The sequence below is a fragment of the Rhodococcus sp. Z13_19A genome, from assembly GCF_058133575.1.
The window spans coordinates 605,876-620,559 of record NZ_JBYUNN010000002.1; the positions used below are offsets into that span (position 1 = coordinate 605,876).

At 73.3% G+C, this 14,684-nt stretch carries 15 protein-coding genes; 9 read left to right on the top strand and 6 right to left on the bottom strand.

The window, feature by feature from the left end:
- Window positions 1-70: 70 nt before the first annotated feature.
- The 3 genes from AC3YNX_RS09555 to AC3YNX_RS09565 all read right to left on the bottom strand — a co-directional run bounded on the left by AC3YNX_RS09555 (window position 71) and on the right by AC3YNX_RS09565 (window position 2,775).
- A complete protein-coding gene (locus tag AC3YNX_RS09555; protein ID WP_127782370.1) occupies window positions 71-922 on the bottom strand; it encodes an SGNH/GDSL hydrolase family protein in 852 nt (283 codons plus the stop codon).
- 71 nt (window positions 923-993) lie between these two features.
- Entirely contained in the window at window positions 994-1,731 is a 738-nt protein-coding gene (gene yaaA, locus AC3YNX_RS09560) for a peroxide stress protein YaaA (RefSeq protein ID WP_489995314.1), read from the bottom strand.
- A 108-nt stretch (window positions 1,732-1,839) separates the two neighbouring features.
- A complete protein-coding gene (locus tag AC3YNX_RS09565) occupies window positions 1,840-2,775 on the bottom strand; it encodes a DoxX family protein (RefSeq protein ID WP_127782372.1) in 936 nt (311 codons plus the stop codon).
- Window positions 2,776-2,895: 120 nt separating this feature from the next.
- Here AC3YNX_RS09565 and AC3YNX_RS09570 point away from each other — a divergent pair, with 120 nt between their 5' ends.
- Window positions 2,896-4,632: a proline--tRNA ligase gene (locus tag AC3YNX_RS09570; protein ID WP_489995315.1), complete on the top strand. Its 1,737-nt coding sequence runs from the start codon at window positions 2,896-2,898 to the stop codon at window positions 4,630-4,632.
- A 17-nt stretch (window positions 4,633-4,649) separates the two neighbouring features.
- Here the strand turns inward: AC3YNX_RS09570 and AC3YNX_RS09575 are convergent, their stop codons facing one another.
- The 3 genes from AC3YNX_RS09575 to AC3YNX_RS09585 are packed head-to-tail and all read right to left on the bottom strand — an operon-like array spanning window position 4,650 to window position 6,081.
- Window positions 4,650-5,060: a YjbQ family protein gene (locus tag AC3YNX_RS09575; protein WP_489983871.1), complete on the bottom strand. Its 411-nt coding sequence runs from the start codon at window positions 5,058-5,060 to the stop codon at window positions 4,650-4,652.
- Complete coding sequence (locus AC3YNX_RS09580) at window positions 5,057-5,524, bottom strand: DUF4439 domain-containing protein (RefSeq protein WP_127782375.1); 468 nt, start codon at window positions 5,522-5,524, stop codon at window positions 5,057-5,059. The genes AC3YNX_RS09575 and AC3YNX_RS09580 overlap by 4 nt, the downstream gene beginning before the upstream one ends.
- A complete protein-coding gene (locus AC3YNX_RS09585) occupies window positions 5,521-6,081 on the bottom strand; it encodes a hypothetical protein (RefSeq protein WP_489995316.1) in 561 nt (186 codons plus the stop codon). Before AC3YNX_RS09585 ends, AC3YNX_RS09580 begins: the two co-directional genes overlap by 4 nt.
- Before the next feature lie 103 nt (window positions 6,082-6,184).
- Between AC3YNX_RS09585 and rimP the strand changes: the two genes are divergently transcribed.
- The 8 genes from rimP to AC3YNX_RS09625 all read left to right on the top strand — a co-directional run bounded on the left by rimP (window position 6,185) and on the right by AC3YNX_RS09625 (window position 14,625).
- On the top strand, window positions 6,185-6,859 hold the full coding sequence (gene rimP / locus AC3YNX_RS09590) for a ribosome maturation factor RimP (RefSeq protein ID WP_489995317.1): 675 nt from the start codon (window positions 6,185-6,187) through the stop codon (window positions 6,857-6,859).
- A complete protein-coding gene (gene nusA, locus AC3YNX_RS09595; RefSeq protein WP_489995318.1) occupies window positions 6,856-7,911 on the top strand; it encodes a transcription termination factor NusA in 1,056 nt (351 codons plus the stop codon). Before rimP ends, nusA begins: the two co-directional genes overlap by 4 nt.
- A gap of 74 nt (window positions 7,912-7,985) precedes the next feature.
- Window positions 7,986-8,264: a YlxR family protein gene (locus AC3YNX_RS09600; RefSeq protein ID WP_346773869.1), complete on the top strand. Its 279-nt coding sequence runs from the start codon at window positions 7,986-7,988 to the stop codon at window positions 8,262-8,264.
- A gap of 88 nt (window positions 8,265-8,352) precedes the next feature.
- Entirely contained in the window at window positions 8,353-11,292 is a 2,940-nt protein-coding gene (infB, locus tag AC3YNX_RS09605; RefSeq protein WP_489995319.1) for a translation initiation factor IF-2, read from the top strand.
- Between the two features lie 78 nt (window positions 11,293-11,370).
- Entirely contained in the window at window positions 11,371-11,664 is a 294-nt protein-coding gene (locus tag AC3YNX_RS09610; RefSeq protein WP_127782379.1) for a DUF503 domain-containing protein, read from the top strand.
- A 125-nt stretch (window positions 11,665-11,789) separates the two neighbouring features.
- Window positions 11,790-12,281 carry a 30S ribosome-binding factor RbfA gene (gene rbfA, locus AC3YNX_RS09615; RefSeq protein WP_127782380.1) on the top strand — a complete coding sequence of 164 codons (492 nt, stop codon included), beginning with the start codon at window positions 11,790-11,792 and terminating at the stop codon, window positions 12,279-12,281.
- Window positions 12,281-13,252 carry a DHH family phosphoesterase gene (locus AC3YNX_RS09620; RefSeq protein ID WP_489995320.1) on the top strand — a complete coding sequence of 324 codons (972 nt, stop codon included), beginning with the start codon at window positions 12,281-12,283 and terminating at the stop codon, window positions 13,250-13,252. Before rbfA ends, AC3YNX_RS09620 begins: the two co-directional genes overlap by 1 nt.
- On the top strand, window positions 13,249-14,625 hold the full coding sequence (locus tag AC3YNX_RS09625; protein WP_489995321.1) for an MATE family efflux transporter: 1,377 nt from the start codon (window positions 13,249-13,251) through the stop codon (window positions 14,623-14,625). Before AC3YNX_RS09620 ends, AC3YNX_RS09625 begins: the two co-directional genes overlap by 4 nt.
- Window positions 14,626-14,684: the final 59 nt, after the last annotated feature.

The following is a 14,684-nucleotide window of genomic DNA, read 5'->3' on the forward strand; positions in this document are numbered from 1 at the left end:
GGGAGATGGGAAGTGGCCGCCGCTGCGATCGCTGCTGGCGTGGTGGTCACGCCGTTGTGACGCGGTGATACTAGCCGCAGGTGAGAGGGCCGATCGGCCGCAGTTCTGGGCGCTTGGCACCGAGCAGGTCGCCGGAGGACTCCCCCCGCATGCGCCGCTGCACCCAGGGTGCGAGGTGCTCGCGGGCCCATCGCGCCGTCTCCCTGGCGTTCTCGCGGCGGCTGGGCGTCGGCTGCACCGGCAGCGGGTCGGCCCACCCGGTCTCGGTGGGGGAGCAGCCGAGCGTGCTGAGCGCCTCGAGCGCCACGCGCCGGTGACCTTCGCTGGTCATGTGGATGCGGTCGTCGGCCCACATCCGCCAGTCCTGCAGCGGGGCGAGCCCCCACTGGTTGAGCACGTAGGCGTCGTGCTTGCGGGCGATGGTCCAGATGTGCGCGGTGTAGGTGGCCACCCGGCCGCGGGTGTGACGCACCACGGGCGCGCCCCTGGGGTCGGCGGGCGTGGCGATCAGCACGTCTGCCCCCGCGGCGCGCAGCCGGCCCACGGCGTCGTCGAGCTCGGCGGCCAGCGCCTCGACGTCGGCACGCGGACGCATGATGTCGTTGCCGCCCCCGCTGATGCTCACCAGGTCCGGGGCCAGCGCGATCGCCTCGTCGGTCTGGCGGCCGGCGATGTCCGCCAGCAGCCGGCCGCGGATGGCCAGGTTGGCGTAGGACAGCCCTGCGGCCGGGGTGTTCGCGTGCGCGGGGCCGCCGGAGCTGGCGCTGCCGTTCTCGGCGATGGCGGCCAGGTGCCCGGCCAGACGGTCGGCCCAGCCCACGTAGTAGTCGGGCTGGTCGGGGTGGGCGTCGCTCATGCCCTCGGTGAAGGAGTCACCGATGGCGACGTAGCGGGTCCAGGGCCGGGACGGGCGGGCAGGCACAGCAGGGGTCTCCTGTCTGGGGGGGGTGGAGCCGGGGGCGCCGGTGGGCGTGCCCGGAAGGCGAGGAAGCGTCAGGTGAGCAGGACGAGCTCGGTGGGGCCGCTGACCTCCACCCGCAGCCCGGCGCGGCGCGCGACGGCGGCCACGCCGCGCACGTCGGCCGGCTCGGCACGGGTCAGCGCGAGCGCGCGAGCCAGCAGGCCCTTGTGCGACTTGTTGAAGTGGCTGACCACCTTGCGGCTGCCGTCGGGCTGCTCGGTGAGCACCGTGGCGGTGACCGCACCCGGTGCCGGACCGAGCGCGGCGTAGGCGCCGGAGCGCAGGTCCACCACCAGCCCGTCCACCGCCTCCAGCGCGGGCACCAGCACCGGGCGCCACCGGGCGCGCAGGGTGCCCACCTCGGGCAGCGTGGAGCCGGCGGAGAGTCGGTAGCGGGGGATGCGGTCACCGGCGCGGAGCAGGCCGAAGAGGGCGGAGCCGACGGCCAGGCGGGACAGCGCCCGGTCGCGCTGGGCGGCGGTGAACGAGCCGGCGTCGAGGGCGTCGTAGAGGACACCGGTGTAGCGGTCCAGCGCCGCGGTGGTGGGCGCCTCCCACAGGCGGGCGTTGTGCTCGGCCTCGTCGGCCTGCTTGGGGCCCAGGCCGAGCGCGGCCATCATCACCGGGGGGTCGGTGGCCAGCTTGGTGAGCGCGTCCAGCAAGGTGCGGCGCAGCTCGGTCAGCTCGGCGAAGCCGAGGGTGGCGAGGTCCAGCGGGGGTCCGTCGCCGCCGTGAGCCTTGGTCTCCGACGGCGGAAGCAGCACGAGCACTGACCTACCGTATCGCCGCCGGTCACGGCGGGACCGGGCGCCCCGACCGACCCCGGACAGACGCCGACGGCCCGGCAGGAACCTGCCGGGCCGTCGGTGATCGTCAGGTCAGAGCCAGCGACGCTCCGCCTTGCGACGCTGCTTCGCGCTCTCCTTGGCCAGCTCGGCGCCGCGCTCGCGGGCCTGCTCGGCCAGCTCGGCACCACGCAGGCTGGCGACGGTGGCGAGCTCGGCGCCACGGGCCCGGGCCAGGTCGGCCCACTCGGAGCCACGCTCGCCGGCCACGGCGGCGAGGACCGCGCTGCGGGCCTTGGCCTGCTCGGCCAGCACCGGTCCGCGGTCGCTGGCGACCTGGGCCAGCTCACCGCCGCGCTCGGCGGCCAGGCGGGCCAGCTCGGCGGCACGCACCCGGGCAGCCTGGGCCAGCTGCTCGCTGGAGGCCGAGAGGCGCTTGGTGGTGTCGCTCTCGGCGACGCGGTGGGCCAGCTCCTGGCCACGCTCGGCGGCCTTGCTGGCGGCCCCGGCCAGGGACTCGCCCTTGCCGGAGGCGCCGGCGGCGGCGAAGGGAACCGCGGTGGAGACGGCGGCGCTGGCAGCCTTGGCGGCCTTGCGTCCGCGCCAGCCCAGCGAAGGCTTGCCCTCGGTGTCCACGGCGGCGAGCATCAGCCCGCCCAGCAGGCCCACGTTCTTGATGAACTGCTGCTGGTCAGCAGCCTTCTTCTTCGGGTCGGTGGCCTCCCAGAAGGGGTGGCCGGCGACCGTGGTGGGGATGAGCGAGGCCGCGAGCACGGTGGAGGCGAGGCGGGGCGCCTTGCCGGTGGCGAGCAGCAGCCCGCCCAGCACGTGCACGCCGGCGTTGATCTTCACCAGGGTGTCGGGGTCGGTCGGCACGTTGGCGGTGACGTCGTCGGGCAGGGCCTCCTCAGCCTTGGTGATGAGGGGGGTGGCCTGCTCGACCCGCGCGCTCGGGTTGCGCAGCGTGTTGATGCCCCCCGAGATGAACGAGGCGGCGAGCATGGGTCGAGCAAGACGACGGATCAGCACTGAATCCTCCTGTGGTGACGGTGATGGACCTGTAGGACCCTATTCGCCAACTCTACGAAGGGGAACGCCACTCCGCAGGACGGCGGGAGGCCCGCGCGTCGGCGACTACGCTGACCACCCGTGATCACCCGCCTGTCCTCCCTGTTCCTGCGCACCCTGCGCGACGACCCCGCTGATGCCGAGGTGCCCAGCCACAAGCTGCTGGTGCGCGCCGGCTACGTGCGCCGCATCGCTCCCGGCGTCTACTCCTGGCTGCCGCTGGGCCTGCGGGTGCTCCGCGAGGTGGAGCGGGTGGTGCGCGAGGAGATGGACGCCATCGGCGCGCAGGAGATCAGCCTGCCGGCGCTGCTGCCCCGCCAGCCCTACGAGACCACCAACCGGTGGACCGAGTACGGCCCGGCGCTGTTCCGGCTCAAGGACCGCAAGAACAACGACTACCTGCTGGGCCCCACCCACGAGGAGATGTTCGCGCTCACCGTGAAGGGTGAGCTGAACTCCTACAAGGACTTCCCGGTCACCCTCTACCAGGTGCAGACCAAGTACCGCGACGAGGAGCGCCCGCGCGCGGGCATCCTGCGCGGCCGCGAGTTCATCATGAAGGACTCCTACTCCTTCGACCTCGACGACGAGGGCCTGGCCAAGTCCTACGCGGCCCACCGCGGCGCCTACCAACGGATGTTCGAGCGCCTCGGCCTCAAGTACGTCATCGTCTCGGCCATGTCCGGAGCCATGGGTGGCTCGGCGTCGGAGGAGTTCCTGGCCGAGAGCGCGAACGGTGAGGACACCTTCGTCCGCTGCCTGGAGTCCGGCTACGCGGCCAACGTGGAGGCCGTCACCACGGTGGCCCCGCCCGCCCGGTCGCTGGAGGGCCTGCCCGAGGCCCGGGTGCTGGACACCCCGGACACCGCCACCATCGACGCCCTGGTGACGTGGGCCAACGGTGCTGACCTGGGCCGCACCGTCACCGCGGCCGACACGCTGAAGAACATCCTGGTCAAGACCAAGCTCCCGGGCGGTGAGTGGGAGCTGGTGGGCGTCGGCATCCCCGGCGACCGCGAGGTGGACACCAAGCGGCTGGAGGCGGCGCTGGAGCCGGCCGAGGTGGTGCTGCTCACCGAGTCCGACTTCGCCAAGAACCCGTTCCTGGTCCGGGGCTACATCGGCCCGCGCGCGCTGGCCGCGAACGGCGTGCGCTACCTGGTGGACGCCCGCGTGGTCACGGGCACCGCCTGGATCACCGGCGCCGACGAGGCGGGCAAGCACGTGGTGGACCTGGTCTGCGGGCGCGACTTCACCCCCGACGGCACCATCGAGGCCGCCGAGGTCCGCGACGGCGACCCCTCGCCCGACGGCGGCGGGCCGCTGGTGGCCGCCCGGGGCATCGAGATCGGCCACATCTTCCAGCTCGGCCGCAAGTACACCGACGCGTTCACCGTGGACGTGCTCGGCCAGGACGGCAAGAAGGTCCGGCCCACCATGGGTTCCTACGGCGTGGGCGTGTCTCGCCTGGTCGCCGTCATCGCCGAGCAGTGCCACGACGAGCGCGGCCTGCGCTGGCCCGCCGAGGTGGCCCCGGCCGACGTGCACCTGGTGATCGCCGGCAAGGACGCCGACGCCACGGCGGGGGCGGAGCAGCTGGCCGCTGACCTCGACGCCCGCGGGGTGCGGGTGTTCCTGGACGACCGCAAGGCGTCTCCCGGCGTCAAGTTCGCCGACGCCGAGCTGCTGGGCGTGCCGGTGATCTGCGTGGTGGGCCGCGGCTGGAAGGACGGGATGGTGGAGCTGCGCGACCGCTTCGCCGGCACCAGCCGCGAGGTCCCCGCCGCCGAGGCACTGGAGCTGCTCAGCGGGCGGTAGCTCCCCGGAGGTCCGGCTCAGCCGCGCAGGTAGCTGAGCCGGACCTGCCTGGTGGTGTTGTCGCCGTTGGTGTCCACCAGGCACACCGACTGCCAGGTGCCCAGCGCCAGCTCGCCGCCGAGCACCGGGATGGTGGCGTGCGGGGCGACGAGCGCGGGCAGCACGTGGTCGCGGCCGTGGCCGGGGGAGCCGTGCCGGTGGCGCCAGCGGTCGTCGGCGGGCAGCAGCTCGCGCAGGATCGCCAGCAGGTCGGTGTCGCTGCCCGCGCCGGTCTCCAGCACCGCCACCCCGGCGGTGGCGTGCGGCACCCACACGTTGAGCAGGCCCTCGTCAGCGTCGCAGTCGGCGAGGAAGCGGGCGCAGTCGGCGGTCAGGTCGGCGACGGTCTCGGCGGAGCCGGTGCGCACCTCGAGCACGGTGGTCTTCATGGCTGTCCCGGGAAGGCAGTGGTGACGGGGTTGGTGGTCAGCGCGGCACGCCAGTAGGCGGCGCGCACCGCGCAGTCGGTGAGCGCCGCGGCGGCGGTGGCCCGCAGGCCGGTGGCGCTGGCGTCGGGCGCGGAGCGCTCCAGCACGGCCCGCCAGGCCACCGCGGTCTCGGTCTCCACCCGCACGCCCAGCTCGGCGGCCGTGATCGGGTCGTTGACCGCGACGGGCAGCGTGTAGCCGGCCGCGGCGTGCGGCGGGGTGGCGCCGGTGGCCCGCAGCGCCTCGCTGGTGGCGTCGCGGCGGGCGCGGTGTGCAGCGGAGACGGCGGTGACCCAGGCCTGGCGCTGCGGCGACGCGTGGGCGTCCACCACGCCGTAGGCGAACACGGCAGCGTGCTCGGCAGCCACGGCGTCGGCCAGGGCCTGCTGCTGCTCGGCGGCGTCGGGGGTGCGGGGGGTGCTCATGCCAGCACCGCCTGGTGGCTGGCGCAGGCGGCGGCGACGGAGCCCAGCAGCCCGGCGCGGTAGGCCGGCTCGGTCCGCGCCAGCTCGGCGGCGGCGCGCTCGTGGGCCTGCAGCTCGGTCTTGAGCTCGGCCACGGTGGCCGGGCCCGGGGTGGCCGGGGCCGTCGACCCGGCCGCGGACGTGGTGGCCGGCGGGGTGGTGGTGGTGGCCCCGGACTGCGGGGTGGCCGGGGTGGGGCCCGCGGCGCGGGTGACCTCCGCCTCGATGGCCTCGGCGTGCGCCGTGCGGTCGGCGGACACTGTGCTGAGCACCACAGCCTGCTCGGGAGCGGTGGTGGCCAGCTGGGTGGCTGCGGCGGCGTCGGCACGGGCTGCGGCGGCGAGGGCGATCAGCGGGTCCACCCGAGGCTCGACGTCCTGTTCCTGCTGGTCAGGGCTGTCCGAACCGCCCAGCACCCCGCACCCGCTGGCCGCCAGGGTCATTGCCACCGCAGTGGCACCGAGCGCGAAGCGGCGGCGGGTGAGCACCGGCAGGACGGGGCTTGGTACGGGAGGCACGACGGTCATCTTGCCAGCCGCGAGCCGCTAGTCTGAGCATTCGCGGGCGCACTCCAGTCGCCTGCCACAACTGCACGCCTCAACCCAGCTGGGAGCCCCACTCATGCCCGTCCCGCCCCCAGACAAGGTCACCGAGCTCATCGGTGACGTCGTCGCCGGCTTCGCCTGCGACCTGGAAGGTGTCACGGTCTCCGCAGCGGGCCGTCGCAGCGTCGTCCGCATCATCGTGGACTCCGAGGACGGGCTGGAGCTCGACGAGGTCGCCGAGCTGAGCCGGGCCATCTCCGCGGTGCTCGACGCCACGCCCGGCGTGGCCGACTCCTCCTACACCCTCGAGGTCACCACGCCCGGCGTGGACCGCCCGCTCACCCTGGAGCGGCACTGGCGCCGTGCCCGCGGCCGACGGGTCGCCGTCACCCTGGAGCAGGAGAAGGTGAGCGGCCGGGTGGGCGAGGTCGTCGACGGCACCGTGACGCTGGTGCTGACCGCTCGACCGCAGCCACAGGTGCGCACCGTCGCACTGGAGGACGTCCGCGCCGCCGTGGTCGAGGTGGAGTTCTCCCGGCCGGACCCGGCCGAGCTGGCCATCACCGGAGCGCCCCGCGGTGCGGTCCCCGGGGAGCCGGTCGAGCTGGGGGAAGCGACCGGCGGCACCCAGGACGACGACACCGAAGACCACGACACCGAAGACCACGACACCGAAGACACCGAAGACAGTGACGCGGGGGGATCGAGCACGGTGGACAACGCCGTGGCGGACAACGAGGAGAACAAGTGAATATCGACGTCGCGGCCCTGCGCGCAATTGAGTCGGAGAAGGGCGTGTCCATCGAGACCGTCATCTCGGCGATCCAGTCCGCGCTGCTCACCGCGTACAAGCACGTCGAAGGCCACCAGCCGGACGCCCGCATCGATGTCGACCGGCGAACCGGCCTGGTCCGGGTGATGGCCCGCGAGGTCGACTCCGAGGGCAACCTCGTCTCCGAGTGGGACGACACCCCGGAGGGCTTCGGCCGCATCGCCGCCACCACGGCGCGACAGGTGATCCTGCAGCGGCTGCGCGACGCCGAGCACGAGCACACCTTCGGCGAGTTCGCCACGCACGAGGGCGAGATCGTCGGCGGCGTGGTGCAGCGCGACTCCCGGGCCAACGCCCGCGGAATGGTGGTGGTGCGCATCGGCAGCGAGGCCACCGGCGTGGAGGGCGTGATGCCACCGGCCGAGCAGGTGCCCGGGGAGAGCTACGAGCACGGCGAGCGGGTCAAGTGCTACGTCGTGGGCGTCACCCGCGGCCAGCGAGGGCCGGTCATCAGCCTCTCCCGCACCCACCCGAACCTGGTGCGCAAGCTCTTCGCCCTGGAGGTGCCCGAGATCGCGGACGGCTCCGTGGAGATCATGGCCGTCGCCCGCGAGGCCGGGCACCGGTCCAAGATCGCGGTGCGCACCAAGGTGGCGGGGCTCAACGCCAAGGGCGCGTGCATCGGCCCGATGGGGCAGCGCGTGCGCAACGTCATGAGCGAGCTGGCGGGGGAGAAGATCGACATCATCGACTACGACGACGACCCCGCCCGCTTCGTCGGCAACGCCCTGTCGCCGTCCAAGGTCGTCAGCGTCACCGTGGTGGACGAGGCGGCTCGCGCTGCGCGCGTGGTGGTCCCGGACTTCCAGCTGTCCCTGGCGATCGGCAAGGAAGGGCAGAACGCACGGCTCGCCGCGCGGCTCACCGGGTGGCGAATCGACATCCGCAGCGACGCGGCACCGACCGACGAGACGGCCGCCGCGGGACCGGGTGAACGGGACGGTTCGTCGCAAGGCCGGCAGGAGCGCTAGACTTGTCCGTGGTCGAGCTTGACGCCCTGTGTTCCACTCGGTCCGCCGCGGCACACCAGCCGCAACGGACCTGTGTGGGGTGCCGGGTCCGGGCGTCGACCGCCGAACTGCTCAGGGTAGTTGCGCGAGGCTCGTGCGTGATCCCTGATCCGCAGCACAGGATGACCGGACGGGGTGCGTGGTTGCACCCCACCAGCCGGTGTCTGGACGCTGCGGAGCGGCGGCGAGCACTTCCCAGGGCACTGCGTGTTCCTGGTCCGCTCGACGTCAGTGCAGCAGCCGCCCTCGTGGCGGACAGTTCGGTGAGCACCACAGAGCATGCCCACCAAGGAAGACAGGCCAAGAACTCATGAGCACCCCGTGAAGTCTCAGTGATGAACGTCCGTCGGTTGTAACCGAGGTCGTGCGGATCTTGCCGCCGGCCTCCCAGTAAGGAGAGCAGTGGCAGGTAAGGCCCGCGTGCACGAGCTAGCGAAAGAGCTCGGTGTCACCAGCAAGGATGTTCTCGCCAAGCTCAAGGAGCAGGGCGAGTTCGTGAAGTCAGCGTCTTCCACGGTCGAGGCGCCCGTCGCCCGTCGACTGCGGGAGGCATTCCCCGGAGCGAACGGCAGCAGCGCGGCCCCCGTCGCGCAGCCCACGCCTGGTGGAGCCCGTCCGGGACCCCGTCCCGGCGCGCGTCCGTCCGCCCCCGAAGCGCCTGCAGCGCAGCAGCCGTCCGGCCCCCGGCCGGGCGCTCCCGCGCCGTCGCCGGCCCAGCAGGCTCCTGCCCCGCAGGCACCCGCCGCCCAGCGTCCGGAGCCGCAGGCCCCGGCCGCGCAGGCGCCGGCACCGCAGGCACCCGCGGCTCGGGCCACCTCGGCCAAGCCCGGTGCGCCCGCACCGCAGGCCCCCGCGGCAGCTCCGGCTCCCGCGCCGCAGGCTCCCGCGCCGCAGGCACCGGCAGCTCCGGAGCCCCAGGCCCCCGCGGCTCAGGCTCCCGCAGCCCAGGCTCCGTCGGCCCCGTCGCCGGCCGGACCCAAGCCTGGTCCCAAGGCTCCGGCGCCCAAGGCTCCGCGAGTGGGCAACAACCCGTTCAGCTCTGCCCCGACGCCGCCGCGCCCTGCGGCTGCCCCGCGTCCGGGTGCAGCGCCTGCCCCCGGTGCCGGTGCTCCGCGCCCGGGTGCACCGCGTCCGGCCGCCGGTCCTGGTGGACCGCGTCCGGCTCCTGGCGCCGGTGGTCCCCGGCCCAGCCCCGGCAACATGCCGCCGCGTCCCAGCCCGGGTGCGATGCCCCAGCGTGCGGCCCGTCCGGCCGCCGGTCCTGGTGGTCGTCCCGGTCGTCCGGGTGCTCCCGGCGGTGCTCGCACCGGCGGTCCCGGTGGCGGCGGCAACTACCGCGGTGGTGGCACCGGTGCGCCGGCAGGTCCCCCCGCGGGCTCCGGCTTCCGGGGTCGTCCCGGTGGCGGCAACCGCGGTCGCGGTGCTGCGGCTGGTGCCTTCGGTCGCGCGGGCGGTCCCGTCCGTCGCGGTCGCAAGTCGAAGCGGGCGAAGCGCGCCGAGTACGAGAGCATGCAGGCGCCCGCCGTCGGCGGCGTGCGGCTGCCGCACGGCAACGGCGAGACCATCCGGCTCGCCCGCGGTGCCTCGCTGTCGGACTTCGCCGAGAAGATCGACGCGAACCCCGCTGCGCTGGTGCAGGCCCTGTTCCACCTCGGTGAGATGGTCACGGCCACCCAGTCGGTCAACGACGAGATCCTGGAGCTGCTCGGCTCCGAGATGAACTACGTCGTGCAGGTGGTCAGCCCGGAGGACGAGGACCGCGAGCTGCTCAACGCCTTCGACCTCACCTACGGCGAGGACGAGGGCGGCGAGGAGGACCTCGTCGTGCGTCCGCCGGTGGTCACCGTCATGGGTCACGTCGACCACGGAAAGACCCGACTGCTGGACACCATCCGCAAGGAGAACGTCCGCGAGGGCGAGGCCGGTGGCATCACCCAGCACATCGGTGCCTACCAGGTGCTCACCGAGCTCGAGGGCAACCAGCGACTGGTCACCTTCATCGACACCCCCGGTCACGAGGCGTTCACCGCCATGCGTGCCCGTGGTGCGAAGGCCACCGACCTGGCGATCCTGGTGGTTGCCGCCGACGACGGCGTCATGCCGCAGACGGTGGAGGCCATCAACCACGCCCAGGCAGCGGACGTGCCGATCGTGGTGGCGGTGAACAAGATCGACAAGGAGGGGGCCAACCCCGAGAAGATCCGCCAGCAGCTCACCGAGTACAACCTGGTGGCCGAGGAGTACGGCGGCGACACGATGTTCGTCGACATCTCCGCCAAGCAGGGCACGAACATCGACGCCCTGCTGGAGGCCGTGCTGCTCACCGCGGACGCGGCGCTGGACCTGCGGGCCAACCCGGACATGGACGCCCAGGGTGTGGCCATCGAGGCCCACCTCGACCGCGGCCGTGGCCCGGTGGCCACCGTGCTCATCCAGCGAGGCACGCTGCGCGTCGGTGACTCCGTCGTCGCCGGTGACGCCTACGGCCGGGTGCGCCGGATGGTCGACGAGCACGGCGAGGACGTCCTCGAGGCGACCCCGTCGCGCCCGGTGCAGGTCATCGGGTTCACCTCGGTGCCCGGTGCCGGCGACAACCTGCTGAAGGTCGACGAGGACCGCATCGCGCGGCAGATCGCCGACCGTCGCAACGCGCGCAAGCGCAACGCGCTGCAGGCTCGCTCCCGCAAGCGGATCAGCCTGGACGACCTGGATGCGGCGCTCAAGGAGACCAACGAGCTCAACCTCATCCTCAAGGGCGACAACTCCGGAACGGTGGAGGCCCTCGAGGAGGCGCTGTACAACATCCAGATCGACGACGAGGTGCAGCTGCGCGTCATCGACCGCGGTGTCGGTGGCATCACCGAGACCAACGTCAACCTGGCGGCCGCGTCCAACGCGATCATCATCGGCTTCAACGTCCGCGCGGAGGGCAAGGCCACTGAGCTGGCCACTCGCGAGGGTGTCGACATCCGGTACTACACGGTGATCTACCAGGCCATCGACGAGATCGAGAGCGCGCTCAAGGGCATGCTCAAGCCGATCTACGAAGAGGTCGAGCTGGGCCGCGCGGAGATCCGGGCACTGTTCCGCTCCTCCAAGGTCGGCACGATCGCCGGTTGCATGGTCAAGTCCGGCCAGGTCAAGCGCAACGCCAAGGCCCGGCTCATCCGGGACGGTCGCGTCATCGCCGAGAACGTCAACGTCACCTCGCTGCGGCGGGAGAAGGAAGACGTCACGGAGGTTCGCGAGGGCTTCGAGTGTGGTCTGACCCTGTCGTACTCCGACATCAAGGTCGACGACATCATCGAGACCTACGAGATGCGCGAGAAGCCGCGCGACTAGTCCGCAACGCGCGGGTTGGGTGTGCCACGAGCACACCCAACCCGCGCGGTTGTGGCTCGACCAGCCGGAGGTGCCGACGTGTACGTGGGTGTCCTCGAGCTGGACGTGCTCCTCGGTGACGTCGCCTCGCTCAAGCAGAAGCGCTCCGTGGTCCGGCCCGTGGTGGCCGAGCTGCGGCGCCGCTTCGAGGTGTCGGTGGCCGAGGCTGGACTGCAGGACCGGTACCGGCGCAGCGTGATAGGTGTTGCCGTCGTCTCGTCGGATGCTGCTCACATGCACCAGGTGCTGGACTCCTGCGAGCGTATGGTGGCCGGGCGGCCGGAGCTTGACCTGCTCTCGGCGCACCGCCGGGTCCTCGGCCCGCACGACTAGCCACCGCTGGTCTCAGTGGCACTGGCGGACAACGCTTCTCGTGCCGGGCCGGCGTCGGCCCCGCAGGCGCACGAACCCATACTGAACAACATTCATCCACGACACTGATGAGGACGGTGGCCGTCATGGCCGACCCCGCGCGGGCGCGCAAGCTTGCGAAGCGGATCTCCCAGATCGTCGCCACGGCGATCGAGCACGAGGTGAAGGACCCCCGGCTCGACCTGGTGACCATCACCGACACCAAGGTGACCGCGGACCTGCACGACGCGACGATCTTCTACACGGTGATGGGGGCCAAGGTCGACGAGGAGCCGGACTACCAGGGCGCCGCGATCGCGCTGGAGCAGGCCAAGGGTGCGCTGCGCACCCGGGTGGGCGCCGGCACCGGCGTGCGGTTCACCCCGACCCTGACCTTCGTGGCCGACACGGTGCCCGACACCGCGCGCCACATGGAGGAGCTGCTCGCCAAGACCCGGGCCCGCGACGCCGAGGTGGCGGCCGCGGCAGCGCGGGCCGTCCCGGCCGGCGAGCCCGATCCCTACCGAGTCCCGCGCGTCCGCGAGGACGACGAGGACGTGGTGGACCGCAGCAGCCTCGGTGGTGCAGGCACCGACTGATGACCGCCTCGTCCGAGATCAGCGCGTCCGAGGCCGCCACCCTGCTGGGGACGGCGGAGGCTGTCACCGTGCTGTGCCACGTGAACCCGGACGCCGACGCGCTGGGCAGCGCGCTCGCCCTGGGCATCGCGCTGCGCCGCGCCGACATCGGGGTGCAGGTGTCCTTCGCCGACCCGGCGGTGCCCTCGGAGTCGCTGCGCTCGCTGCCGGGCCAGGACCTGCTGGTGCCGCCCACCGAGGTGGACCCCGCCCCCGGCCTGCTGGTGGTGGTGGACTGCGGCAGCAGCGGACGCCTGGGCGACCTGCGCGACCGGGTGGACACCGCCAAGCAGACGCTGGTGATCGACCACCACGCGTCCAACACCTACTTCGGCAGCGCCAACCTGGTGGACCCCTTCGCGGAGTCCACCACGGTGCTGGTGGCCGACGTGCTCGCCGCGTGTGGCGTGGAGCTCGACCGGGACCTGGCGTACTGCCTGTACGCCGGCCTGGTCACCGACACCTCGTCGTTCCGGCGCGCCCGGCCGCAGACCCACGAGCTGGCGTCCCGGCTCATCGCCACGGGGCTCAACCCGGTGGAGGTGGTGCGCCCGCTGATGGACACCCACCCCTTCGCCTGGCTGCAGCTGCTCTCCCGCGTGCTGGGCTCGGCGGTGCTGGAGCGCTCCGCCGCGGGTGGGCGTGGCCTGGCCTACGCGGTGGTCCCCGCTGCCGACATCGGGGGACTGCGGTCGGAGGAGACCGAGAGCATCATCGACCTGGTCGCCACCGCCTCGGAGGCCGAGGTGGCCGCGGTGCTCAAGCAGACCAGCGAGCTGGGCTGGACGGTGTCCCTGCGCGCCAAGAGCGAGGTGGACGTCGCTGCGGCGGCCACCGCGCTGGGCGGCGGCGGGCACCGGCTGGCCGCCGGGTACTCCGCGGTCGGCACGGCCGAGGAGGTCGTCGCCGCGCTGCTGGCCGTGCTCGGATGAGCCGCGCAGCAGACCGGGACGACCGCCCCACCCCGCAGGCCGCCGACACCCTCCCGCGCGAGGAGGGATCCGCCGGGCAGGTTGCGCGGCTGGCGCTGCCCGCGCTGGGCGTGCTGGCCGCCGAGCCGGTCTACCTGCTGGTGGACACCGCCGTCGTCGGCCACCTCGGTGCGGTGCCGCTGGGTGCGCTGGCCGTGGGAGCGGTGGTGCTGGCCCAGGTCAGCACCCAGCTCACGTTCCTCTCCTACGGCACCACCGCCCGGGCGGCCCGGCTGCACGGTGCGCACCGCCGGGCGGACGCCGTCACCGAGGGCGCGCAGGCCACCTGGCTGGCCATGGCCATCGGGGTGCTGGTGGTGCTCGGGGTGCAGCTGTTCGCCGGCCCGATCACCCGGGTGCTGGCCGGCGGCGGCGAGGTGGCTGCCGAGGCCGAGCAGTGGCTGCGCATCGCCGTGCTCGGCGCCCCGCTCATCCTGGTGACGCTGGCGGGCAACGGCTGGATGCGGGGCGTTCAGGACACCGTGCGCCCGCTGCGCTACGTGGTGGTGGGCAACGCCGTCTCGGCGGTGCTCTGCCCGGTGCTGGTGCACCCGGTGGGGATGGGCCTGGCCGGTTCCGCGGTGGCCAACGTGGTGGCGCAGGTGCTGGCCGCTGCGCTGTTCCTGCAGGCCCTGCGCCGGGAGGCGCACGTGCAGCCGGGGGTGCGGCTGCGGCCCCAGCCGGCGCTGATGTGGGCGCAGCTCGTGCTGGGCCGCGACCTGCTGCTGCGCAGCCTCGGCTTCCAGCTCTGCTTCCTCTCCGCCGCCGCGGTGGCCGCCCGCTTCGGCGCGGCCAGCGTGGCCGCGCACCAGGTGGTGCTGCAGCTGTGGAACTTCGTGGCGCTGGTGCTGGACTCCCTCGCCATCGCCGCCCAGGCGCTGGTGGGCGCGGCGCTGGGTGCCTCGCGCACCGCCTCGGCGCGGGCGCTGGCCTGGCGGATCACCCGCTGGTCGGCGGTGCTGGGCGTCGGGCTGGCCCTGGCCTTCGCCGCCGCCAGCGGGCTGTTGCCGCGGGTGTTCACCGCCGACGCCGCCGTGCTCGCCGAGATCCCCAAGGCGTGGTGGTTCCTGGTGGCGATGATGCCGGTGGCCGGGGTGGTCTTCGCCCTGGACGGCGTGCTGCTGGGTGCCGGGGACGCACGGTTCCTGCGCACCGCCACCCTGGGCTCGGCGGTGCTGGGCTTCCTGCCGCTGATCTGGCTCTCCCTGGCCCTGGACTGGGGCCTGGTCGGCATCTGGACCGGGCTCAGCGTCTTCATGCTGCTGCGCCTGGCCGCCGTGGTGGTGCGCACCCGGTCGGGGCGCTGGGCGGTGGCCGGCGCCACCCGGTCGTGACGGGGTGCACCCGGAAGTGACGGGGTCCACCCGGCGCCCAACGGGTGGTCCGGGCGCAC

Coding starts and splice junctions, on each gene's coding strand:
- rimP (WP_489995317.1), top strand. CDS start 6,185: ATGCCCGTCCCGCCCCCAGACAAGGTCACCGAGCTCATCGGTGACGTC.
- rbfA (WP_127782380.1), top strand. CDS start 11,790: ATGGCCGACCCCGCGCGGGCGCGCAAGCTTGCGAAGCGGATCTCCCAG.
- AC3YNX_RS09625 (WP_489995321.1), top strand. CDS start 13,249: ATGAGCCGCGCAGCAGACCGGGACGACCGCCCCACCCCGCAGGCCGCC.
- AC3YNX_RS09580 (WP_127782375.1), bottom strand. CDS start 5,524: ATGAGCACCCCCCGCACCCCCGACGCCGCCGAGCAGCAGCAGGCCCTG.
- AC3YNX_RS09575 (WP_489983871.1), bottom strand. CDS start 5,060: ATGAAGACCACCGTGCTCGAGGTGCGCACCGGCTCCGCCGAGACCGTC.
- AC3YNX_RS09620 (WP_489995320.1), top strand. CDS start 12,281: ATGACCGCCTCGTCCGAGATCAGCGCGTCCGAGGCCGCCACCCTGCTG.